The 21121-nt window shown below is 65.5% G+C and carries 18 protein-coding genes and 1 tRNA gene; 12 read left to right on the plus strand and 7 right to left on the minus strand.

The window, feature by feature from the left end:
• Nucleotides 1–167 precede the first annotated feature (167 nt).
• Nucleotides 168–240, plus strand: a tRNA-Thr gene (locus HMPREF1136_RS06450).
• Between the two features lie 133 nt (nt 241–373).
• Here HMPREF1136_RS06450 and HMPREF1136_RS06455 read toward each other — a convergent pair.
• Nucleotides 374–1075 carry a uracil-DNA glycosylase gene (locus tag HMPREF1136_RS06455; protein ID WP_009648558.1) on the minus strand — a complete coding sequence of 234 codons (702 nt, stop codon included), beginning with the start codon at nt 1073–1075 and terminating at the stop codon, nt 374–376.
• Nucleotides 1076–1209: 134 nt separating this feature from the next.
• Between HMPREF1136_RS06455 and HMPREF1136_RS06460 the strand changes: the two genes are divergently transcribed.
• Together HMPREF1136_RS06460 and groL are read left to right on the plus strand one after the other, a co-directional pair.
• A complete protein-coding gene (locus HMPREF1136_RS06460) occupies nt 1210–1761 on the plus strand; it encodes a LytR C-terminal domain-containing protein (RefSeq protein WP_034505216.1) in 552 nt (183 codons plus the stop codon).
• Between the two features lie 274 nt (nt 1762–2035).
• Nucleotides 2036–3664, plus strand: coding sequence for a chaperonin GroEL (gene groL, locus HMPREF1136_RS06465; RefSeq protein ID WP_009648536.1), 1629 nt, complete (start codon nt 2036–2038; stop codon nt 3662–3664).
• Nucleotides 3665–3802: 138 nt separating this feature from the next.
• On the opposite strand, the gene HMPREF1136_RS06470 is transcribed toward groL, so the two are convergent.
• From HMPREF1136_RS06470 to HMPREF1136_RS06485, 4 genes are all read right to left on the minus strand, one after another.
• Complete coding sequence (locus tag HMPREF1136_RS06470; RefSeq protein WP_009648554.1) at nt 3803–4090, minus strand: WXG100 family type VII secretion target; 288 nt, start codon at nt 4088–4090, stop codon at nt 3803–3805.
• Between the two features lie 214 nt (nt 4091–4304).
• On the minus strand, nt 4305–5267 hold the full coding sequence (locus HMPREF1136_RS06475) for an HD domain-containing protein (protein WP_009648555.1): 963 nt from the start codon (nt 5265–5267) through the stop codon (nt 4305–4307).
• A 175-nt stretch (nt 5268–5442) separates the two neighbouring features.
• Complete coding sequence (locus HMPREF1136_RS06480) at nt 5443–6909, minus strand: sensor histidine kinase (protein ID WP_009648550.1); 1467 nt, start codon at nt 6907–6909, stop codon at nt 5443–5445.
• Between the two features lies 1 nt (nt 6910).
• Nucleotides 6911–7615, minus strand: a complete 705-nt coding sequence (locus tag HMPREF1136_RS06485) for a response regulator transcription factor (protein ID WP_009648563.1) — start codon at nt 7613–7615, stop codon at nt 6911–6913.
• A 150-nt stretch (nt 7616–7765) separates the two neighbouring features.
• Between HMPREF1136_RS06485 and HMPREF1136_RS06490 the strand changes: the two genes are divergently transcribed.
• The 6 genes from HMPREF1136_RS06490 (at nt 7766) to HMPREF1136_RS06515 (ending at nt 14200) form a co-directional block, all read left to right on the plus strand.
• Nucleotides 7766–8266 (plus strand): PH domain-containing protein, encoded by a 501-nt coding sequence (locus HMPREF1136_RS06490; RefSeq protein ID WP_034505219.1) that lies wholly within the window; start codon nt 7766–7768, stop codon nt 8264–8266.
• A complete protein-coding gene (locus tag HMPREF1136_RS06495) occupies nt 8263–9822 on the plus strand; it encodes a PH domain-containing protein (protein ID WP_009648538.1) in 1560 nt (519 codons plus the stop codon). Before HMPREF1136_RS06490 ends, HMPREF1136_RS06495 begins: the two co-directional genes overlap by 4 nt.
• A gap of 25 nt (nt 9823–9847) precedes the next feature.
• Entirely contained in the window at nt 9848–10735 is an 888-nt protein-coding gene (locus HMPREF1136_RS06500; RefSeq protein WP_009648559.1) for a Rossmann-like and DUF2520 domain-containing protein, read from the plus strand.
• Between the two features lie 115 nt (nt 10736–10850).
• Nucleotides 10851–11795 (plus strand): pantoate--beta-alanine ligase, encoded by a 945-nt coding sequence (gene panC / locus HMPREF1136_RS06505; RefSeq protein ID WP_009648547.1) that lies wholly within the window; start codon nt 10851–10853, stop codon nt 11793–11795.
• Nucleotides 11792–12226: an aspartate 1-decarboxylase gene (gene panD / locus HMPREF1136_RS06510; protein ID WP_009648537.1), complete on the plus strand. Its 435-nt coding sequence runs from the start codon at nt 11792–11794 to the stop codon at nt 12224–12226. The genes panC and panD overlap by 4 nt, the downstream gene beginning before the upstream one ends.
• 354 nt (nt 12227–12580) lie before the next feature.
• Nucleotides 12581–14200: a lysine--tRNA ligase gene (locus tag HMPREF1136_RS06515; RefSeq protein ID WP_034505221.1), complete on the plus strand. Its 1620-nt coding sequence runs from the start codon at nt 12581–12583 to the stop codon at nt 14198–14200.
• Nucleotides 14201–14315: 115 nt separating this feature from the next.
• On the opposite strand, the gene HMPREF1136_RS06520 is transcribed toward HMPREF1136_RS06515, so the two are convergent.
• The gene (locus HMPREF1136_RS06520) at nt 14316–15257 is read right to left on the minus strand and encodes a sugar-binding transcriptional regulator (protein ID WP_034505223.1); all 942 of its coding nucleotides are present in this window, start codon (nt 15255–15257) and stop codon (nt 14316–14318) included.
• A gap of 310 nt (nt 15258–15567) precedes the next feature.
• Between HMPREF1136_RS06520 and HMPREF1136_RS06525 the strand changes: the two genes are divergently transcribed.
• Both HMPREF1136_RS06525 and glpK read left to right on the plus strand, forming a co-directional pair.
• Nucleotides 15568–16353: an MIP/aquaporin family protein gene (locus tag HMPREF1136_RS06525; RefSeq protein ID WP_034505225.1), complete on the plus strand. Its 786-nt coding sequence runs from the start codon at nt 15568–15570 to the stop codon at nt 16351–16353.
• Between the two features lie 155 nt (nt 16354–16508).
• Complete coding sequence (gene glpK, locus HMPREF1136_RS06530) at nt 16509–18032, plus strand: glycerol kinase GlpK (protein ID WP_009648566.1); 1524 nt, start codon at nt 16509–16511, stop codon at nt 18030–18032.
• A 77-nt stretch (nt 18033–18109) separates the two neighbouring features.
• On the opposite strand, the gene HMPREF1136_RS06535 is transcribed toward glpK, so the two are convergent.
• Nucleotides 18110–20398 (minus strand): FAD-dependent oxidoreductase, encoded by a 2289-nt coding sequence (locus tag HMPREF1136_RS06535; RefSeq protein WP_009648569.1) that lies wholly within the window; start codon nt 20396–20398, stop codon nt 18110–18112.
• 91 nt (nt 20399–20489) lie between these two features.
• On the opposite strand from HMPREF1136_RS06535, the gene HMPREF1136_RS06540 reads away from it, so the two are divergent.
• Entirely contained in the window at nt 20490–21113 is a 624-nt protein-coding gene (locus tag HMPREF1136_RS06540; RefSeq protein WP_009648544.1) for a TetR/AcrR family transcriptional regulator, read from the plus strand.
• The last annotated feature ends 8 nt before the right edge of the window (nt 21114–21121 follow it).

Genomic DNA, 21121 nt, shown 5'->3' on the forward strand with positions numbered 1-21121 from the left:
GGGGTGGGTCCGAGGCATCGGACCCACCCCACCGTCGTATCTGGAGTCGCTATCCCACGCAGTGGTCGCGGGTGCGCGAGTTCGTCACTGTCACGCGTCACGTGTCGGGTACGAATGACGCTCGCCCGTGCGCGCTTACCCCAACCTGTGGCACACTAGTGTGCGCCGCCGGCTTAGCTCAGTTGGTAGAGCAGCTGTCTTGTAAACAGCAGGTCATCGGTTCGAGTCCGATAGCCGGCTCCGAGGAGTCCACAGTGCGGCACTGACGCCGCGCGCCCCTCAGGCCCCATCACAGATGCGCGAGGCCGGGGCAAGCCCCCGGAAGTGCCCCGCGGAACCGGCCACGGCCTCGTTCATCAGCCATCCGCCGCGCTCAGCCGAGCGACCAGTCGACGCCGCGCGCCCCCTGCTCATCCAACAGTGCGTTCGCACGCGAAAACGGCCGCGACCCGAAGAAACCGCGATACGCCGACAACGGGGAAGGGTGCGGGGACGCGATAATCGGCGTCTCGCCGAGCCGAGGCGTCAACGACTGCGCATCCTTGCCCCACAAGATCGCCACGAGCGGAGCTCGTGAGCCGTCCGGGCGTCGGCGAGCCACTAGCGCGTCAATCGCACACTGCGTGACCTCCTCCCAGCCGCGCCCACGATGCGAGGCGGGCGCACCCGGACGGACCGTCAGCACTCGATTGAGCAGACACACACCCTGCTCGCTCCACGCCGTCAAATCGCCCGAGGTCGGGGCCGGGCAACCGATGTCATCCCCGAGTTCGCGGAAAATATTAATGAGCGACTTGGGCAGTGCCACCCCCGGGCGCACGGAAAACGACAACCCCATCGCGTGACCCGGTGTCGGGTATGGGTCCTGCCCCACGATCAAGACCTTCACCTCATCGAAGGGGTACGTGAACGCGCGTAGCACGTCCGTGCCAGCGGGCAGATAACCGTGGCCTTCCTCGACGTCCTTCGCTAGCATGGTGCCCAATTCGTGGACGCGTTCCTCCACCGGAGCCAGTGCGCGGGCCCAGCCCGGATCGATCAACTCAGCCAAGGGGCGCGGATTGTAATCATTCATAGCACTAGACTAATGCTGCACATGGTGCCACACACTTCCCGCGTGCCACACGAGCCAGCCCAGCGCTTTTCCGATAGTCTGAAGACGTGAGTTCTCAGTACCCAAGGGATGAATTTGACCGCGCTGGCGAAGACATGCCCGTCGGCATGCACCGCCCCAAGCCGTCGAAGTGGAAGAACGTGTGGCCGTTTCTGGCCATTCTAGTGATCGTTCCCGCGCTCGGCTGGGTGGCAGCGACCGCCCTGTACCGCGGGCAGACCACAAATGTCAGCGTGCAGCCCGTCCCGGCAACGTCGAGCAGTGCCCAAGCGCCCGCCACCCGGGGGGCGTCACCGGGCGCTGCAGCGCCGAGTGCCGCTCCTTCAGTCGAACCCACCCCCTCGTCGAGTCCCTCGTCCTCCGCTGCCTCCGCTGAACCGGATCATGGTGCCGTGATTTCGGTTCTCAATGGCACCGAAACACAGGGCTTCGCTGCCCAGAAGGTGACCATCCTCAACGATGCGGGCTACGCCGGTACCTCCGCTGCCAACGCGGATGCCAATTGGACGAATACGACGTCTACCGTCTTCTATGAGGACCCGAAAATGGAGGCCACCGCGAAGGATATTGCGTCCAAGCTGGGCATTGACACCGTTCGTCAGCAGAGCGGACTCGGCAATCCTGACGTGGTGATCGTCCTGCGCTGATTGTTCGCTCTATCGCATCTGAGTCGCCCGTCTCCCGTGTGGGGGACGGGCGATGAGCGTCTATCGAGGCCACGTGGGTGCGTTACGCCCTGAGCGCATACGACTCAAGCTCAGTGACCTCGCCTTGCACTCTGGGGTGGTGAGTGCCAGAATCTTAGTTAGCACTCCGACATGGAGAGTGATAAGAGCATCGGTTCGATGAGGTCGTCTCACAAGGGCGGTCGTCCGTCGCGGGCATCGAACCCGATCCGCATCGCGGAAGGACACATTTTCAATGAGCAAGATCATCAAGTTTGATGAAGATGCCCGTCGTGGCATGGAGAGCGGCCTCAACCTGCTGGCCGACACCGTCAAGGTGACGCTTGGTCCCAAGGGCCGCAACGTCGTGCTCGACAAGAAGTGGGGCGCCCCCACGATCACCAAGGATGGCGTTTCCGTCGCCAAGGAAATCGACCTGGACGATCCGTTCGAGCGCATCGGCGCCGAGCTGGTGAAGGAAGTTGCCAAGAAGACCGACGACGTCGCGGGTGACGGCACGACCACCGCGACCGTTCTGGCACAGGCGCTGGTCCACGAGGGCCTGCGTAACGTTGCCGCCGGCTCCAACCCGATCGCCCTCAAGCGTGGCATCGACCAGGCCGTCGAGGCCATCGTCGCCCAGCTGCACGCCGACGCCAAGCCCGTCGAGACCACCGAGCAGATCGCCGCCACGGCTTCCATCTCCGCGAACGATCCCGCCATCGGCAAGCTTATTGCCGAGGCCTTCGAAAAGGTCGGTGCCGAGGGCGTTGTCACCGTCGAGGAGACCAACTCCTTCGACACTACCCTGGAGACCACCGAGGGCATGCGCTTCGACAAGGGCTACCTGTCGGCCTACTTCGTGACCGACCAGGAGCGCCAGGAAGCCGTCCTCGAGGACGCCTACGTCCTCCTCATGGACTCCAAGATCTCCAACGTTAAGGACATCGTCCCCGTCCTGGAGAAGGTTATGCAGACCGGCAAGCCCCTGGCGATCATCGCCGAGGATGTCGAGGGCGAAGCCCTCGCTACGCTGGTCGTCAACAAGATCCGCGGCACCTTCAAGTCCGTGGCCGTCAAGGCCCCCGGCTTCGGCGAGCGCCGCAAGGCCATGCTGCAGGACATGGCCATCCTGACGGGCGGCCAGGTCATCTCCGAGACCGTCGGCCTCTCCCTCGAGAACGCTGACCTCGAGCTGCTGGGCCGCGCCCGCAAGATCGTCGTCTCCAAGGACGAGACCACCATCGTCGAGGGTGCTGGCGACAAGGACATGCTGGACGCCCGCGTGCGCCAGATCCGCCAGGAGATCGAGAACACCGACTCCGACTACGACCGCGAGAAGCTGCAGGAGCGCCTCGCCAAGCTCGCTGGCGGCGTCGCCGTCATCAAGTCCGGCGCGGCCACCGAGGTCGAGCTCAAGGAGCGCAAGCACCGCATCGAGGATGCCGTTCGTAACGCTCGCGCGGCTTCCGAAGAGGGCCTGGTCGCCGGCGGCGGCGTCGCCCTGATCCAGGCTGCCGCCGTGGCGCTGCCCAAGCTCGATGCTCTCACCGGCGACGAGGCGACCGGCGTGAACATTGTGCGCCTGGCCGTCTCCGCTCCGCTCAAGCAGATCGCTGAGAACGCGGGTGTCGAGGGTGGCGTGGTCGCCGACCGCGTTGCCAACATGGAGCCCGGCCACGGCCTGAACGCTGCGACCGGCGAGTACACCGACCTGATGGCCGCCGGTATCTCCGACCCGGTCAAGGTCACCCGTTCCGCGCTGCAGAACGCCGCGTCGATCGCGGGCATGTTCCTGACGACCGAGGCCGTCGTTGCCGACAAGCCGGAGCCCCCGGCCGCCGGTGGCGACGACGCGGGCGCCGGCATGGGCGGCATGTACTGAGCCGCGTAGCGCTGAGCTGATACGCCTGGGGGCGGGACCTGTGAGGGGTCCCGCCCCCGACGCATCTGCGGATTCTCATCGGCTGGTGAGGCCGACGCATGGGGGCGGTCGGACCGGCGCGCGGGTTCAAGCGTGCTGCTACACGAACAATCCCATCGAGTGGGTTTCCGCGTCCGAGTAGGTGGTAGCCGCATCCTGCAACTGCGACGAGATCTGGTCGAGGGTGTCGTGCGTCTGCGTCTGAATGGCCTCCCACTGGCTGATGGTCGTCTCGAAGTTGATCTGCGCGCCGCCGGTCCAGGAATCCTGGAGGCCTAGCAGCTGTGTCATGAGGGTGTCGACTTCGGTGCGGATCGTGGCTGCGGTTGCGCAGGCCTGAGCGGATGCTGTCGAAATTTCCTCGGCGTCAACGGCGTAAGCGGTCATGATGTCACTCCTTCGTGGGACCCCGGGTGGGTCCGTCGCGCTCAACGCTAGGCGCAGGCTGGTAGGGGAGTCGAGGCGGAATTGTGGGCCTGTGGATAGCGGGATGAGGCGACGCATCCCTGTGGATAATCGAGATGTGGGTGTGTCCCTGTGGATACACGACGCCCGGCGCACCGCAGGGTACGCCGGGCCGTGAAACGCGCGTGAAACGAACTCAGTCGGCGTTGGGGAGATCCAGGGACTCCACGGCTGATTCAAGGGAGGACGTAGTCTCCACGTCTTCGCCCGAGTACAGTGGCTCCTCGATTTTGCGCGGCAACACGCCGGTCGACGTCACTTCATTGTCGGCGGAGTGGACCGGAATGCGCTTCTTGATGGAACGGCGCTTGATGATGAGCGTGCCGGTCGAGGTGACCGCCCCCTCCTGGGTCTCGTCCGTGTCATCCGAGTCATCCGGATCGTCGGTGTCGTCGGCCTGGGCGGCCTCGCACAGCTGCGCCTTATCGCGCTCGAGACGCGTCAGCTCGACCTCGAGGTTCGCGCGGGCGGTGTCCTCCCATGCGGAGCCGAGGGGGGACTGGTAGATGGTCTCGTAGCTGAGCAGCTTCTTGAGCAGGGCGATACGGGCCTTGATGAATTGCAGGTCGTCCAGCTCGACGAGTTCGGCACGCAGCGCAGTGCGGATCTTCTTATACTCCTGCGGGCTACAGGACAGGCCCGCCAGGTCTGCATCCACGAGGACCTGCGCGTCGAAATCCATCCGCGGGGCGCGGTGGCGCGTCACGAAGGCGATGAGTTCGTCGACGCGTGCCACGACCTCGTCAGAGACGCCGAGGCTGGTGAGGCGACTATGCGCGTGCTCGATACAGCGGGTCGCGGCGAAGTTCGCCTGAAAGCCGCCGAGCTTGATCTCAAGGGCCTTGTTGAGGAAGGCACCGTGGTACCACGCTGCGACGCGCAGGATGTCAGGGTCGTGCGCGGAGGAAGCGATTTCGTCGATATGGGTCAGCGTGTTCATGAGCCGACGCAGATTGTGCAGCTGACGATTGGGTGCGTTCCAACGCTGCATGAGGTCTGCGCCCTCATGTTCAAGGTTTGTTTCGGCAGCAGTCGCGCCGATTTGCTGCATGGCGTCGACGAACGACGTCAGCAGCCACTGAGGTGCTTGTGCACCCATGGGCCACTCTCCTAGTTGAGGAATACCCGAGCCATGCTAGTGCGCTTTTTCCTCGCGGTCACGTTCGCGAGTAAGGAACCGAGCACAATTCGTGCGGTTCTTTCGAAACTGTCAGCTGGTGAACGGTAGAGATTGAGGGGAAAAGTGGCTGTCGCTCCACTCGTCGTTATGTCGTTCACGCCATCGGAAGTTCGATGCGGACGGTGAGGCCCCCGCCTTTGGTTTTCGTCAGGGAGGCGTTTCCTCGGTGGGCGGCTAGGATTCCGGAGACGATGGCCAGTCCCAGGCCGGATCCCCCCGAGCGCCGGTTGCGCGAGGAGTCAGCCCGGTAGAAGCGTTCGAAGACGCGTCCGCGGTCGGTTTCGTCGATGCCGGGGCCGTGGTCGCGCAGTTCCACGATGGCGGTGTCGCCGCTGCGGCCGAGCGCGATTTCGACGGGTGAACCGTCCGGCGTGTAGCGCACGATGTTCCCGATGAGGTTGGTGAAGACTTGGGAGATGCGGTCGCGGTCGGCGGGAACGATCAGGGTCATCGGGGGAGTGCGACCGTTGATGCCGGTGAGTCCGACGGTGCGCGTGGGGTCGAGGGCCTGCAGGTCGAAGACCGCGTTGTCAGCTAGCTTGACCAGATCAATGTCGGCAATGTCGAGTGGGCGTCCCTCGTCGAGCCTGGCGAGAGTGAGGAGGTCTTCGACCAGGGTGGCCATGCGGGCAGACTCCGAGCCGATGCGGCCCATGACTTCGTCGATGCGTTCGGCGGGCACGCCGCCCATTGAGTACAGCTCGCAGTATCCGGAGATCGCTGCCAGGGGGGTGCGCAGCTCGTGGGAGGCGTCGGAGACGAAGCGTTTGATCTTTCGTTCCGAGGCCTGACGCGCCTCGAAGGATTGCTCGACTTGGGTGAGCATAGAGTTGAGTGAGAGAGACAGGGAGCCGACTTCGGTCGTGGGCGGGTGGGGGGTGAGGCGCTTGGTGAGGTCGCCGGCGGCGATCTTGCCGGCGGTGGATTCGATGGAGCGCAGCGGCAGGAGTGCGCGTCGTACGAGCACGTGCCCCGCCCAGCCGCCGATGATGACGATAATGAGGCCGGCGACGGTGAAGTACGAGGCCGTGGTGCGCAGGGTGTGCTGGACGTCGGACAGGGGGAGGGCGATCGTCATGTATCCGGAGAATAATCCGGTGTCTTGGTCGTAGACGGGGACGACGAGTGCGCGCCAGCCGAGTCCGGTCTTTGAGGAGGGGACTGTGACGGGCAGCGTGCGGAAGGAGGAGATGGGCGCGGAGGACGTATCGATCAGCTCGGGCAGGATGGGTGTGCCCGACGCCTTGAGTGTGTCCTCCGAGTAGAGGTAGCGATCCTGGCCATCCGCGTCGTGAATATGGACGTAGTAGAGAGTGGGGATGGCACCCTGGCCGTCGGCGGCGAAGGTGGCTGATGAGGCGGAGATCTGGATCGTGTGCGCGGTCGCGATGAGCTGGTCGTCGATCTGCGAGGTCAGGTGGCGCTGCAAGAGGCCAATCATGACGGTGCCGGACAGTGAGAGTCCGACGGCAAGCAGGAACGTGATGAGCGTAACGAGCTGTGAGGCGAGGGGTTTGGTGTCCCACCAGGCCTCGACACGTTGAGCCAGACTGGGGTGCACGTTACTCCTCGGCGCGCAGGATGTAGCCGACGCCTCGCTTGGTGTGGATGAGTTCGCCGGAGGCGCCCTCGACGGCGAGCTTGCGTCGCAGGTAGGAGATGTAGGACTCGACGATGGCGACCTCGCCGTCCCAGTCGTATTCCCACACGTGGTCGAGGATCTGCATCTTGGACACGACGCGCCCGGCGTTGATAACGAGGTAGCGCAGGAGCTTGAACTCGGTGGGGGACAGGTCGATCTGGACTCCGGCGCGTGTCACTTCGTGGGCGTCCTCGTCAATAACGAGGTCGCCGACACGCAGGAAGGCGTCGTCCTCCTCGGCACCCATGGTGCGGCGCAGGATGGCGCGGATGCGGGCGACGACCTCTTCGAGGCCGAAGGGCTTGGTGACGTAGTCGTCGCCGCCGACCGTTAGGCCCTGGATCTTGTCGCGCATGTCGTCGCGGGCGGTGAGGAAAAGGACGGGGGTCGTGATACCGGCGTCGCGCAGGCGGCGGGTGACGGTGAAGCCATCCATGTCGGGGAGCATGACGTCGAGGACGATGAGGTCGGGGCGCGAGGCCTGGGCTTCGTGGAATGCGCCGCTGCCGTCTTCGGCGGTGACGACGTCGAAGCCTGCGAAGCGCAGGGAGGAGGCGAGGAGGTCGCGGATGTTGGGTTCGTCGTCAACGACGAGCAGTTTTGCCTCTGTTCCGGTGGTGGTCATGGGTTTAGTGTCCTGCACGATGCTGAATGTTTCCTGATAGTTGGGTGGGAGAGAAGTGGGCCGCTAATTGTTTGCTTGGTCACAAATTCTGTCGCGGTAATGGTATGTGTAACAAGGAAGAGCGCGGATGGAACGTGCAAGAATTGAAGCATGTCATCCCGTCACACAGTGGACATCCTGTCTCCCGCAGGTGTTGAATTCCAGCACGTATCCCCCACACTCGCTGCCCTGCGCCTAGGCAACGCCTTCGCCCTGTGCGGTGCTCTGTGCGGTGCGATCTCAGCTCTCGTCCTGATCGTTGATATTCCCGCACTGTGGTGGCTCATGGTCGTCCCCGCGGTCATCGCCCTGCTGTGCCTATGGCTGATCCCCGCCCAGGTGCGAGCCCTGCGCTACGCCCTGGCCGAAACCGACTTCGTGATCCGCCGCGGCGTCATTAACCGCTCGCTCACGATGGTCCCCTACGGCCGCATCCAGTACGTCGACATCCACCAAGGTCCCGTCCTGCGCTTCATGGGCATTGCCACGATCAAGCTCTCGACTGCCAGCGCCCAGACCGACGCGACTCTCAGCGGCGTTTCCGTCGCCGATGCGGTGGGCCTGCGTGATGTCCTGGCCGAGCGCGGTTCCGCAGAGCTGATGGGCCTATGAGCAAGGATCTGTCCGCTGACGGGGTCACCCCCGAGGAATGGAAGCCGCTTCACCCGCTGACCTACCTGCCCCGCGTTCTTGGATCAGTGACGGGCATTATCGGCGCGGTCACCGTGGCGAACGCGTCGGCGCTCGCGGCGTGGCTGTCGGGCGAGACACCGACGGGCATCGAGAGTGGGATCGTTTTCCTCGGACTCGCCGCTATCGCTGTGGTGATCCTGGCTGTCTCTGGCCTCTACAGCTATCTGGCCTGGAGAATGACGCGCTACGCGGTGACCTCGACGGCTGTGTGGTACCGCGCGGGTATCCTCATGCGCACCCAGCGCCACGCGCGAGTGTCGCGCATCCAGACGGTGAACGTCTCCTATTCGCTCCTCGGCCGCATCGTGGGCCTGGGGTACCTCGACATCGAGGTCGCCGGCGGCCAGGACTCGAGCATCAAGCTCGGCCTGCTCACGAGCCGCCACCTCGAGGAGTTGCGTGCCCTCCTGCTCGCCCTGGCCTCGGGCGCGATTGACGAGGCCGTGGATCCCAGCGCTGATGCCGTGGCCTCGACCGTGGGTCGCCGCTCCGGCACATCCCCGCTCGAGGCCTCCGAGCGCCGCGTCTTTATGGTCGGTGGCCTCAAGCTTCTGGCTTCCATGCTGGCGACCGTCGATAACGCCGTGGCGCTGTTCTTCGGTGTCTTCCTGCTCGGCTTGAACGGCTTCCTGGTCGGAGTCGTGGGCGTGACCTCGCTCATGAGCTTCTTCGGTATTCTCGCGGGTGCTCTCAGTCTCCTGGCAGGCGTCTGGGCGCGCTTCGACCGCGAGTTCGGTTTCGCGGCGTCCATTGCGGCCGACGGCGTGCACATCAGCCGAGGCCTGACGGCCCAACGCCAGGTAACGATTCCCCCGGGGCGTATCCATGCCATCGAAGTGACCCAGCCCCTGATCTGGCGGATCTTCGACTGGTACCGCGTGGAGATCACGCAGGCAGGTAACGCCGCCCACACCAAGGATGAGAAAAACAAAGGCATGCAGGTCGACGTAGCCTCCGACGTGCTGCTGCCCGTCGGCAGCCGCACCGAGGTCCTTCAGGCGATCGCTATTGCTATCCCCGACCTGGGGGTCGATGACGCGACGGGCTTCATTGAGTCCCTGCGCGTCGGCACGCGCGAGGACCGTTGGATGACCCCAATCCCGCGCAGCGCGCGCATCCTGGACCCCCTGGAGTACAACCGCCGCGCCTTCGGCTTGACCGACGCGGTATTCGCGATCCGCGATGGGTTCTTCAACCTGCGCTTCTCGATCATCCCGCTCACGCGCATCCAGTCCGTGTCTGTGCGCCAGGGGCCGGTCCAGCGCTGGCGCGGCGTGGCCTCCGTCCGAGCCGAACTCGTCCCCGGTCCGGTCGCCTCCATGGCTGAGCACGTCGACGTCGAGCGCGCCCTACAGCTGTGGGCCGACCTGTCCGCGGCCTCGAAGGTCCGACGCGAAGCCGAGAAAAGCGAGCGCTGGCTCTCCCGCGTCACCGAGGTCGTCGAGGCAACCACAGGCGACGTGAGCGACAAGTAGGACGCGGATCGGCGACAATATAACCATGAGTACCCCCGGACGCCTCGGCATCGGCATCATCGGCATGGGCCACGTCGGCCCCGTCATTGGCTCCGCTCTGCGCGCCGTCGGACATCAAATCGTCGCCGTCTCCGCGTCCTCGGACGCCTCGCGCGAGCGGGCCGACGCGATGTTGCCCGGAGTGCCGCTCGCCTCCCCCGAGGAGGTTGTGCGGCGCTCCGAAGTCGTCATCCTGGCCGTCCCCGACGACCAGATCGGTCCCCTCGTCTCCGGACTCGCCGACCTCGGCGCGTGGCAGACCGGGCACATCGTCATCCACCTGTCCGGTGCCTCGGGCGTCGGCCTGCTGGCCCCGGCTTCGACCGCCGGAGCGATCCCCCTGGCCATCCACCCGGCGATGACCTTCACGGGAACCAGTGTCGACGTGGCGCGCCTGGTCGGCACCCCCTTCGCGGTCACGGCTGCCGCCCCCTTCCTGCCCATCGCCCAGGCCCTCGTCGTCGAAATGGGCGGTGAACCCGTCGTCGTCGCCGAAGAGGACCGCCCCCTCTACCACGCGGGCCTCGCCCACGGTGCCAACTTCATCGCCGGCATCACCGTGCAGACGACGCGCATCCTCGCCGCGGCTGGCATCGATAACCCTGCCCTGTACGTGCGGCCCCTCCTCGAGGCTGCCCTCGACCGTGCCCTCACCGAGGGCGTCACCGGCATCTCCGGACCCGCCGCCCGCGGCGACGCCGGTACCATCGCCGCCCACGCCTGCTGCCTCGCCTCTCGCGAGGAGCTCGCGGGGGAACGTGATACCTACGCGGACATGACCCGCGCCCTCACGCGCCTCCTGCGCGAGGCCCGGCTCCTCGACGAACGCGCCGCAACAGCCGTCGAGGCGGCCCTCCTCGACCCCGGCGCGTAACCTCACCCTGTGGGAACGATCCCGCGCGCCCCAGCCCAGGCCTCGTCCATAACGCAGGCGTGAGGATAGCGACTCTATTTCGCGTCGGCAGGTCAATATTTGCAAGAATAGAAATATGACCCATCGTCCTATCCTGACACACACGCGCGCCCAGCTGGCCGAGGCACTGACGAAGATGCCCGGCACGAAGGCACTCGTCATGACCATGGGTGCCCTGCACAACGGACACCTGCAGCTCGTGCGCGAAGCCCGCGAACTGGCCGATCACGTGATCGTCACGATCTTCGTCAACCCGACGCAATTCGCGCCCGGCGAGGACTTCGACGCCTACCCGCGCACCCTGGAGGCGGACATGGACGCCCTCGAGACGGTCGGCGCGGACCTCGTATGGGCACCCGCGCCGCAGGACGTGTACCCGACCCCCGTGACCGTGTCGATTGACCCGGGTCCCATCGCGCGCGTCCTCGAAGGAAAGACGCGCCCCACGCACTTCGCGGGCGTCGCCCTCGTGTGCTCTAAGGTCGTCAATCTCGTACGCCCTGACGTGGCCCTCTACGGGCAGAAGGACGCCCAGCAGCTGGCCGTCCTGCGCACCGTCTTCACCCAGCTTGACATTCCCGTGCGCGTCCACGCGGTGCCGATCGTGCGCGCCGAGGATGGCGTGGCCCTGTCCAGCCGGAACCAGTACCTCAGCGACGACGAGCGCGCCCGCGCCCGTGCGCTGTCCCGCTCGCTGCGCCGCGGCGTTGAGGTCGCCGAGGCCGGGGCTGAGCCTGCAGTCATCGTGGAGCAGTGCCGCGCGGTCATCGAGGCCGAGGGCGGCATTGACGTGGACTACATCGCGCTCGTCGACGCGGGAACCTTTGAGATCCTCGCCGGTACCGAGTCCGTGCCCGTCGGAGAAGGAGCAGGCGCACCCACCGTGGCAGCCGACGGCACGCGGCAGGGGCGCCTCCTCATCGCCGCCAAGGTCGGTACGACCCGCCTCATCGACAACATGGAGGTGGCGCTGCACGCCGCCCCCTGTTCCTGCTCCACCCACGCGGGGGACCTCGCATGATGGAAATGACCCGCGAGATGGCGATCGGCAAGATCCATCGCGCCGTTGTCACTGGTGCCGACCTGCACTATGTCGGCTCAATCACCGTGGACGAGGATCTGCTGGACGCCGCGAACATCGTACCCGGCCAGAAGGTTGACATCGTCAACGTCAACAACGGCGAACGGCTGTCCACCTACACGATTGCCGGATGGCGTGGCTCTGGCACCATCCAGCTCAACGGTGCGGCCGCCCACAAGGTAAACGTCGGCGACCTCGTCATCATCATGGCCTACGCCCAGGTACCCGAGTCCCTCGTGCGCCAGGTCAAGCCCTCCGTCGTCTTCGTCGACGAGGCCAACCGGATCGTCAGTGCCGGTGACCACGCGGGCACCGTCCCCGAAGACTCCGAGCGCGCCCGCGCGCTGGGCCTGAAGAGTTCCGGCGTCTAACCGGAACGCAGTGCTAGCGCCCACACGCCTGAGCGGACGCTAGCCGAGGCTGCGCGCACGCGGATAGGCTGCGGGCACGCGGATAGGTTATACGCATCCGGATAGGTTATTAACCTATCCGGATGTTCGTTACCTATCCGGATGAGTGTTGCTGCCCGCAGACGGCAGCCACAACGTGCGCTGGAATGTGGCCACAACGTGCGCCAGTAGCATCTGACCCGCGCCAATGTACTGGTTACAGCAGCGTAGCAAGCAAGCCCCTTCGCGGACGCACCCCCGACGCTCGCGCGCTGCGTGACCTGCACAACCGGGCCACTGCCTCGTCGCCTCCTCAGAACCCGCTACGATAGGCGCATGACCGATTCTTCTTCTATGCCCACGCAAGCCCCCGCCGACGACACCCCCGAGCAGGTCAAGGTCCGCGCGGCGAAGCGCGAGCGCCTCATGGAGGCAGGCATCCCCGCCTACCCTGTTCTCCTGCCCATCACGACGACCATCAAGAAGGTGCGCGAGCAGTACTCCCACCTTCAGCCCGGTGAAGAGACCGAGGACTACGTGGGCCTGGCTGGCCGCGTCGTCCTTGCTCGCAACGGCGGCAAGCTCTGCTTCGCGACCCTCATGGACGGCGAAGGCAACAAGATCCAGGTTATGCTCTCCGCCGCCTCCGTCGGTGCCGAGTCCCTGGCTGCCTACAAGAACGACGTCGACCTGGGCGATCACCTCTTCGTCCACGGGCGCGTGATCTCCTCGCGCCGCGGCGAGCTGTCGATCTTTGCGACCCCCGCCGAGGTTACCCCCGAGGCTCAGGCCGCCTACGAGGCCGCCTCGAGCGCCCTGCCCGCCCCCGACGCCTCGTGGGCTATCGCCTCCAAGGCGCTGCGCCCCCTGCCCAAGACCTGGACCACCGAGGACGGCGAAGAAATCACGCTGTCCGAGGACCAGCGCATCCGCCGCCGCGAACTCGACCTGATCACGCGACCCGCCGCACGCGATATGGTCCGCATCCGCGCGGCCGTCAACCGCTCGCTCCGCGAAAACTTCTTCCGCCGCGACTACATCGAGCTTGAGACGCCGATGCTGCAGATGATCCACGGTGGCGCGGCTGCCCGCCCCTTCACGACGCACATGAACGCGCTCGACACGGAACTCTACCTGCGCATCGCGACGGAGATCTACCTCAAGCGCGCGGTCGTCGGCGGCGTGGATCGCGTCTTCGAAATCAACCGTAACTTCCGTAACGAGGGCATGGACTCCTCGCACAGCCCTGAGTTCACGGCGCTGGAGGCCTATGAGGCCTACTCGGACTACAACGGCATGGCCGACCTGACGCGCGACCTCATCCAGCAGGCTGCCCGCGACGCCTTCGACCTGTCCGAGGGCGAGGAAATCGTGCGCCTGGCCGATGGCACCGAGTACGACCTGTCGGGCGAGTGGGACCGCATCGACCTGTACGGTTCTACCTCCGAGGCCCTGGGCGAGGAGATCACGGTGGAGACGCCGCGCGAGACTCTCGTCAAGTACGCGGAGCGCGTTGGCCTGGAGGTCGACGACTACGCGGTTTCCGGCAAGATCGTTGAGGACATCTTCGAGGAGCTCGTCGGCTCTAAGCTGTGGGCCCCGACCTTCGTCTATGACTTCCCGGAGGATACCTCCCCGCTGACCCGCTACCACCGCTCGCGCCCCGGCCTCACTGAGAAGTGGGACCTGTACGTGCGCGGTTTCGAGACGGGTACCGCCTACTCTGAGCTGGCCGACCCGGTCGTCCAGCGCGAGCGCTTCGAGGCGCAGGCCCTCGCGGCCGCCAACGGCGACCCGGAGGCCATGGTCCTCGACGAGGACTTCCTCATCGCCATGGAGCAGGGCTTCCCGCCGTGCGGCGGCATGGGCATGGGTATCGACCGCCTGCTCATGGTCCTGACCGGCCAGGGCATCCGCGAGACGATTCCGTTCCCGCTGGTCAAGCGCCTGGGCTGATTTGAGCCGATAAAGGGCCACGGCCTCGTTCCTTCGATGGACGAGGCCGTGGCTCTTCGCGTTGTTGAGTGCGCCTTGGTGGGCGGCGCGGGAGTTAGGCGCGGGGGAGGAGTGTCTAGCCGCGCGGCTGGTGATGCAGTGCGCGCGTGTGGACGAGGTCGAGGAGTTCGTGCGCGGCTCCGTCGTCCAGGACGAGGTCGGTGGCGACCCCGGCGCGCAGGGCCCCGAGGAGGGGGAGAGCCTTGGAGGCTCCGGAGACGACGCACAGGCGCTTCGGTATCTTTTTGAGGGTGTCGGGCGTGGGGCCGGAAGCGCGCTCGTTGAGGTGCATGTCGGTGGAGCCGTCCTCGCGGATGAGGACCGTGCACACGTCGCCGACGACCCCGTCGTTTTGGGCCGAGGCGATCTCGATGGGTTCGAGGAAGCCTCCCGAGTAGACGTGGGAGGGCAGGCGCGCAGACATGGATCCGACGCCGAAGAGGGCGACGTCCGTGTTGTCGATCGTGTCGAGGACGGATTGGACGGAGCGTTCGCGCCACAGTGCTTTCTTGGTGTCCGCGTAGTCGAAGAACGCGGGGACCGGGAAGTTGACGATTCGTCCCCCGATGGCCTTGGCGGCGCGCGAGATGATGGCTTCGGCGTAGGGCATACCGGATTCGGTGGCTGTTGAGGCACCGTTGAGCTGGACGACCGTTGAACCCGCGAAGGACACGTGCGGCATGGCTCGTGTGACTTCGGCGGTCGTGTTGCCCCACGCGATGCCGAGGGTCACGCCTGGGAAGAGCATGTCGATGAGGTGCTCGGCAGCGACCAGGGCGACGTTGTGGAGGCGGTTGACCTCGGTGTGGACGTCGTGGACGGGCACGACCGAGACCTGCACGCCGAAAAGGTCCGCAATCTGTCCGGCGAGTGTGCCTTTGGTCCCAGGGGACGCGGAGACGGAGATGCGGACGAGCCCGACTTCTCGCGCGTGGGCGAGCAGTCGGGACACGGAAGAGCGCGATATCTGCAGGTGGCGGGCGATTGTCTCCATCGTCTGCCCCTGCAGATAGTACATTGAGGCCGCCTCGTGCGCCTGTTCGTCACGTATTGTCACGTTTTCTAGTGTGCCATGCACAAGCGTGCAGATGTGTGATTTTGAGTATCCATTCCTGTGTCGGCGGGTTACATTTGTCTGCGACAGATGGTCAGGGTCACACCCGAAGCAATGAACGAACGTGCACTCAGTTTGGGCTAACGTGCATGGAGTGCCATACTTGGTGTGATCTGTCAACAATATCTGCGTGGATACTGTTCGATGGCACACAGTTATCGGCGGAATACCACCGTGACCCGACGTGAAGGCGCGTCGGAGAAAGATAGGAAACATGCTCTCAACACTGTTCCCGGCAGCCGCAGAAACGGCTGTCCCTACCGTGAGCCAGATTTTCATGTCTGAGTTCCTCGGCACAGCCGTGCTGCTGCTCCTCGGCGGCGGCGTCGTCGCCACGAACCTGCTGCCCAAGTCCAAGGGCAAGGGCGGCGGCTGGCTGCTCATCAACTGGGGATGGGGCCTCGCGGTCTTCGCCGGCGTCTACGTCGCGTTCCGAACCGGCGGCCACCTCAACCCCGCCGTCACAATCGCCAAGGTCGTCGCCCACGTGTTCGACCCCAGCGTCACCCTGGCGGGCAACATCCCCGTCACTGGCGTCAACGTTGCCGTCTACATCGTTGCCCAGTTCCTCGGTGCCTTCGTCGGTGCCGTCCTGTGCTGGCTCACCTTCAAGCAGCACTTCGATGAGGACTGCGATCCCGCCCTCAAGCTGGGCGTCTTCTCCACCGGCCCCGAGATCCGCTCCTACGGTTGGAACTGCCTCACTGAGGCCATCGGCACCGCCGTCCTGATCCTGTGGGTCTTCGTCTCCGGCTACACCGAGACCGCCGTCGGCCCGCTCGGCGTCGCCCTCATCATCGTCGTCATCGGCAACTCCCTCGGTGGCCCCACCGGTTACGCCATCAACCCGGCCCGTGACCTCGGCCCCCGTGTTGCTCACGCGATCCTGCCCATCAAGGGCAAGGGCGGCTCCGACTGGGGTTACTCCTGGGTTCCGGTCGTCGGCCCCATCGTCGGTGCCATCGTCGGTACCGTTCTCTACTACGTCACCCTCGCCTGAGGGTGAGTGTGCGGGCGAGGTCGCCACGGCCTCGCCCGCACGATCCCCAGCGTTGGGGACCAACAAGTTCATAGGGGCACCGATGCCCCGCAAGCCGCGCAGGTGGCCCGGCGCGGCCTACACAACGACGTGAAAACGCCTCCGAAAGGATACTCATGACCACCACCGAAAAGTTCGTTCTCGCCATCGATCAGGGCACCACCTCGACCCGTGCGATCATCTTCAACCACTCCGGCGAGATCATCTCCGTTGGACAGAAGGAATTCACCCAGATCTTCCCGAACCCGGGCTGGGTCGAGCACAACCCCCTCGAGATCTGGGAGACCACGCGTCTGGTCGTCGCCGAGGCTCTGCAGGCGGCGGAGATTAACCGTCACCAGCTGGCTGCCGTGGGTATCACCAACCAGCGTGAGACCACGGTCGTGTGGGACAAGAACACCGGCGAGCCCGTGTACAACGCGATCGTCTGGCAGGATATGCGCACCTCCGACATCGTTAAGGAGCTTGAGGGCGACGAGGGGCCGGATCGCTTCCGTCAGATCTGTGGCCTGGGCCTGTCCCCCTATTTCTCCGGCTCGAAGATCAAGTGGATCCTGGACAACGTTGAGGGTGCTCGTGAGCGCGCCGAGGCCGGCGACCTGTACTTCGGCAACACCGACTCCTGGGTCCTGTGGAACCTGACGGGCGGCGTCAACGGCGGCGTGCACTGCACGGACGTCACCAACGCCTCGCGCACCATGCTGATGGATATCCGCACGCTCTCCTGGCGCGAGGATGTCTGCGAGATCTTCGGCATCCCGATGTCGATGCTCCCCGAGATCAAGTCCTCCTCCGAGATCTACGGCTACGGCCGCAAGAACGGCCTGCTCATCGACACCCCGATCGCAGGCATCCTCGGCGACCAGCAGGCGGCCACCTTCGGCCAGGCCTGCTTCGAGAAGGGCATGGCGAAGAACACCTACGGTACCGGCTGCTTCATGCTCATGAACACTGGCACCGAGCCCGTCTTCTCTGACAATGGTCTGCTCACCACGGTTGCCTACAAGATCGGCGACCAGCCGGCCGTCTACGCCCTCGAAGGCTCGATCGCCGTGGCCGGCTCGCTCGTGCAGTGGCTGCGCGACAACCTGGGCATGATCGTCAAGTCCTCGGATATCGGCAAGCTGGCCAGCACCGTTGAGGACAATGGTGGCGTCTACTTCGTGCCTGCGTTCTCCGGCCTGTTCGCTCCCTACTGGCGTTCGGATGCTCGCGGCGCGATCGTGGGCCTGACCCGCTACGTGAACAAGGGTCACATCGCCCGCGCCGTTGAGGAGTCGACCGCGTTCCAGAGCGCCGAAGTTCTCGACGCGATGAACGCCGATGCCGGCGTGCCGCTCAAGGAGCTCAAGGTTGACGGCGGCATGACGCACGATGACCTGGTCATGCAGTTCCAGGCCGACCTGTGCGGCGTGGATGTCGTTCGCCCGAAGGTCATCGAGACGACCGCCCTGGGTGCTGCCTACGCGGCCGGTATGGCGGTGGGCTTCTGGTCGGGAACCGACGACGTCGTGGCCAACTGGCAGGAGGGCAAGCGCTGGACGCCGTCCATGGAGCCGGCCGAGCGTGACCGCACCTACCGCCTGTGGAAGAAGGCTGTCACCCGCACCCTGGACTGGGTGGATGACGACGTGAAGTGATTGCGTTCCTGGTGTAGGGACGAGGCCGGGGCTGCGCGAGCGGTCCCGGCCTCGTCGTGCGTGGGACGGGTGAGGAGCTAGAAGGATTCGGTGTGAACGTATCCGCCTGCGGCTCGTATGAGGTGGGCGACGTCGGTGACCATGAGGGGCGAGCCGCAGGCGTAGTAGTCGACCTGGGGGTCGATGCCCGTGGTGCGCAGGTAGTCGGTGACGCGACCGTGGAAGGTTTCGGGTGTTTTCTCGCGGCTCACGCAGCGGATGACGTGGGGGAGGGGAGCATCCAGGCGTGTTGTCAGGTCGTCGCTCGTAGTCGCCAGACCGAGGAGGAGGACGTCATCTGCTCGTATGCCACGCTCGAATTCCGCGAGGAACGGTGCGATACCTGTTCCAGTAGCGACGAATACGCGGCGGCAGGGCGAGGGAGTGTCCGCGTGCGTGCCTCCTGCCGCCGTGTCGTGGAGGAAGTGCCCGTACGGGAGTTCAAGATCCACCTCGTCCCCGCTTTGCGTGTGGCGTGCCCACGCCGCACCATGCCCCTGGGTGCGCACGTCCACGAGTAGGCGCACGGCTTTCCCGGGCGCGGAGGCGATGGAATAGGGCCGCCATTCGAAAGGGGCGACCCGCACGAGCGCGTACTGACCCGCATCCCAGGTTCCATCCTGCGGGAGCTGGAGTGTGATGTCGCGGATAGTTGGGGTGATCCAGTTGACGCGTTGCACTGTTGCTCGATAGCGCCTCGCTCCGGCGCTGCGCTGAGCCTCGAACCCCTGAGAGCGTTCGGGGTTGGCTCGCTTGGTACCCTCTGCTCGCAGCGCCCGGTTGATGCGCGGATACCCCGAGGGTCCCAGGACCTTGCAGGCAGTGGACATGCCCGCCAGAGCGGCCCCGATGATTCCGGGCATTCCCGCATCCTGCCCGGTGAGGAAAAGTCCGGTGATGGGGGTCGAGGGGGTGGCCAGGTCGGCCCTGAATCTCTCGGGGGTGAGGGGGAGGCCGTAGAAGCAGCCGAGGGAGTTGGACGTGAAGTGCTCAATGGTCAGCGGCGTGCCCACCTCGGCGTAGCGGACGGCGTCCTTCAGGCCCGGTACGGCTGCGTCCGCGAGATCGATGAGTCCTCGAGACATGGCCGACGTGAGGGCCTCGTAATCCTCCCCGCGCAGCCCCGGCCTCGTTCCCGCCCAGCGTTGGAAGGCCTCGGGCTGTGCGAACGATACGATCTCGGCCGTCGCGTGCGTATCTCCGGACTTGATGCCCGGGAAGGAGACGAACGCCGAGTGGGGGTGCCCGCCGAGGAGGTCGGCGCTCATCCGGGCCGGGTCGGCGCGCCCCGTGGCCGTGTTGATCCAGACGTTCGACCCGTCCACGCCATCGGGGTAACGGTCGAGGGCGAGGTAGAGCGTGACAGCCGAAGCGCCGTGCCCGAGGCGGGCGATCCTCTCGCGTACGCGCGCGGTGATCGCGGCGGTCGGACCGGTCGTGGGCAGTAGGCGGGTGTATGTTTCTCGGGCGCCGATGCCGGAGATAATGATCGGGGCCCGCTCCTCGTAGGAGACGGGGGCAAGACCCGAGCGGTCGGTGACGCGTACGCCCACGGCGGTCCCGTCCTCGACGAGGATCTCCTCGACGTCCTGCGCGAGACGGATCTGACCGCCGGCCCCCACGATCCCCTCCTCGATCATGCGTGCAATCTGACCGCTCCCGCCGCTGGGGAACCACGCGCCGTTCATGTAGTGGCAGACGATCATCGCGTGGGCGACAAACGCACTGCGCTCGGGCTCGACACCGTAGTCGCCCCAGTGCGTGGTGAGGAGGGCACGCAGGGCGGGGTCTTGGAATCGGCGCTCCATGTAGTGTTCCGTCAGCTCGAGCGCGCAGCCTGCGAGCACTCGCTGGGCGAGGCGCACGGCGGGGGCTGCGCGCGGGGGAACCATCTCCCGGACATACCCGAGGGACATCCAGGAATAGGCGCGTTGAACGTCCGCGCAGTAGCGTCGAATCGCTCTCTTCTCACGCGGAAACAGGGAGGTGAGGAGGCGGCGGTACTCCTGGAGGCCAGATGGGATCGTCACGTCGAGGCCGTGGCCGGGCAGGTAGAAACGGTCGTAGCCCGTCGGCATGCGCGTCCATGACAAGGCTCCGCCGGTGAGGTAGTCCAGCAGCTGTCGTGGGCGCGAACCGGGTTCCATGTCTCCCACGTAGTGCAGGCCCACATTCCATGATGCTCCCATTGCGCGGAAGGAGTGCGTGAGTCCGCCTGGGGTGGAGTGTTTCTCAAGGATGAGAACGCGCAATCCGGCGGTTTGTGCGAGTAGGCCGGCCGTCGTGAGTGAGCCGATTCCGGAGCCAATGATGAGTGCGTCGTACATGGGGTCCCCAAAACTAGACAGTGTCTAATTATGGGACCATGCCCATCTAGACACTGTCAAGTCGGGGTTGTCTCTCGGTTACACTGTCATCATGACGCGCTCTACCGATCCCGAAGGCCTGCGCGAAGCAATCCTCGCCATCAGTCGCAACCTGCTCAACGAGGGCGGGCCGGCCTCCCTGTCCATGCGTGAGGTTGCCCGCCGCGCGAGCTGCACACACCAGGCTCCATATCACTATTTCAAGGGACGAGAAGGGATTCTCGCCGCCCTCGCCGAGGAGGGGTACCTCGCCCTGGAAACGACGCTGCGCGAGGCGCGGCGGCGTAGTACGGGTGCGTCGCCGGACGCGGTGACTCGCACCGCGGGACACGCCTACCTGACGTGGGCTCTGGCCAACCCCGGTGTCTTTCGGGTCATGTTTCGATCTGATATGTACGACTTCGACGCTCACCCGCAGTTGCGCGAGGCCAGCCTGGCCGCCCGCGCGCAACTGCGGTCCCTGGCCCGCCTCGCCTATGGAACGGAGGATCCCCACGCGGAGGTCACCCTGTGGGCGTACATCCACGGCCTCGCGACCCTCGTCCTGGACGGGCCGCCCGCCCTCGGGGCTGGCGATGAGGTGCAGCGCTTCGCTCATGACGCCATCGATGCCCCGTACTTCACTCAGGGCACCACGACGGGTCACGATCCTCGGCGCGCCGAGGTGCTTTCCTAGGACCCAAG

Source organism: Actinomyces sp. ICM47, assembly GCF_000278725.1.
Taxonomy (GTDB): domain Bacteria; phylum Actinomycetota; class Actinomycetes; order Actinomycetales; family Actinomycetaceae; genus Pauljensenia.

Excerpts from the sequence above, each read along its gene's own strand:
- HMPREF1136_RS06485 (WP_009648563.1), bottom strand. The coding sequence starts at position 7,615 with ATGACCACCACCGGAACAGAGGCAAAACTGCTCGTCGTTGACGACGAA.
- HMPREF1136_RS06525 (WP_034505225.1), top strand. The coding sequence starts at position 15,568 with ATGCTCTCAACACTGTTCCCGGCAGCCGCAGAAACGGCTGTCCCTACC.
- HMPREF1136_RS06535 (WP_009648569.1), bottom strand. The coding sequence starts at position 20,398 with ATGTACGACGCACTCATCATTGGCTCCGGAATCGGCTCACTCACGACG.
- panD (WP_009648537.1), top strand. The coding sequence starts at position 11,792 with ATGATGGAAATGACCCGCGAGATGGCGATCGGCAAGATCCATCGCGCC.
- panC (WP_009648547.1), top strand. The coding sequence starts at position 10,851 with ATGACCCATCGTCCTATCCTGACACACACGCGCGCCCAGCTGGCCGAG.
- HMPREF1136_RS06520 (WP_034505223.1), bottom strand. The coding sequence starts at position 15,257 with ATGTACTATCTGCAGGGGCAGACGATGGAGACAATCGCCCGCCACCTG.
- HMPREF1136_RS06490 (WP_034505219.1), top strand. The coding sequence starts at position 7,766 with ATGTCATCCCGTCACACAGTGGACATCCTGTCTCCCGCAGGTGTTGAA.
- groL (WP_009648536.1), top strand. The coding sequence starts at position 2,036 with ATGAGCAAGATCATCAAGTTTGATGAAGATGCCCGTCGTGGCATGGAG.
- glpK (WP_009648566.1), top strand. The coding sequence starts at position 16,509 with ATGACCACCACCGAAAAGTTCGTTCTCGCCATCGATCAGGGCACCACC.
- HMPREF1136_RS06470 (WP_009648554.1), bottom strand. The coding sequence starts at position 4,090 with ATGACCGCTTACGCCGTTGACGCCGAGGAAATTTCGACAGCATCCGCT.
- HMPREF1136_RS06460 (WP_034505216.1), top strand. The coding sequence starts at position 1,210 with ATGCCCGTCGGCATGCACCGCCCCAAGCCGTCGAAGTGGAAGAACGTG.
- HMPREF1136_RS06475 (WP_009648555.1), bottom strand. The coding sequence starts at position 5,267 with ATGGGTGCACAAGCACCTCAGTGGCTGCTGACGTCGTTCGTCGACGCC.
- HMPREF1136_RS06515 (WP_034505221.1), top strand. The coding sequence starts at position 12,581 with ATGACCGATTCTTCTTCTATGCCCACGCAAGCCCCCGCCGACGACACC.
- HMPREF1136_RS06540 (WP_009648544.1), top strand. The coding sequence starts at position 20,490 with ATGACGCGCTCTACCGATCCCGAAGGCCTGCGCGAAGCAATCCTCGCC.
- HMPREF1136_RS06495 (WP_009648538.1), top strand. The coding sequence starts at position 8,263 with ATGAGCAAGGATCTGTCCGCTGACGGGGTCACCCCCGAGGAATGGAAG.
- HMPREF1136_RS06455 (WP_009648558.1), bottom strand. The coding sequence starts at position 1,075 with ATGAATGATTACAATCCGCGCCCCTTGGCTGAGTTGATCGATCCGGGC.
- HMPREF1136_RS06500 (WP_009648559.1), top strand. The coding sequence starts at position 9,848 with ATGAGTACCCCCGGACGCCTCGGCATCGGCATCATCGGCATGGGCCAC.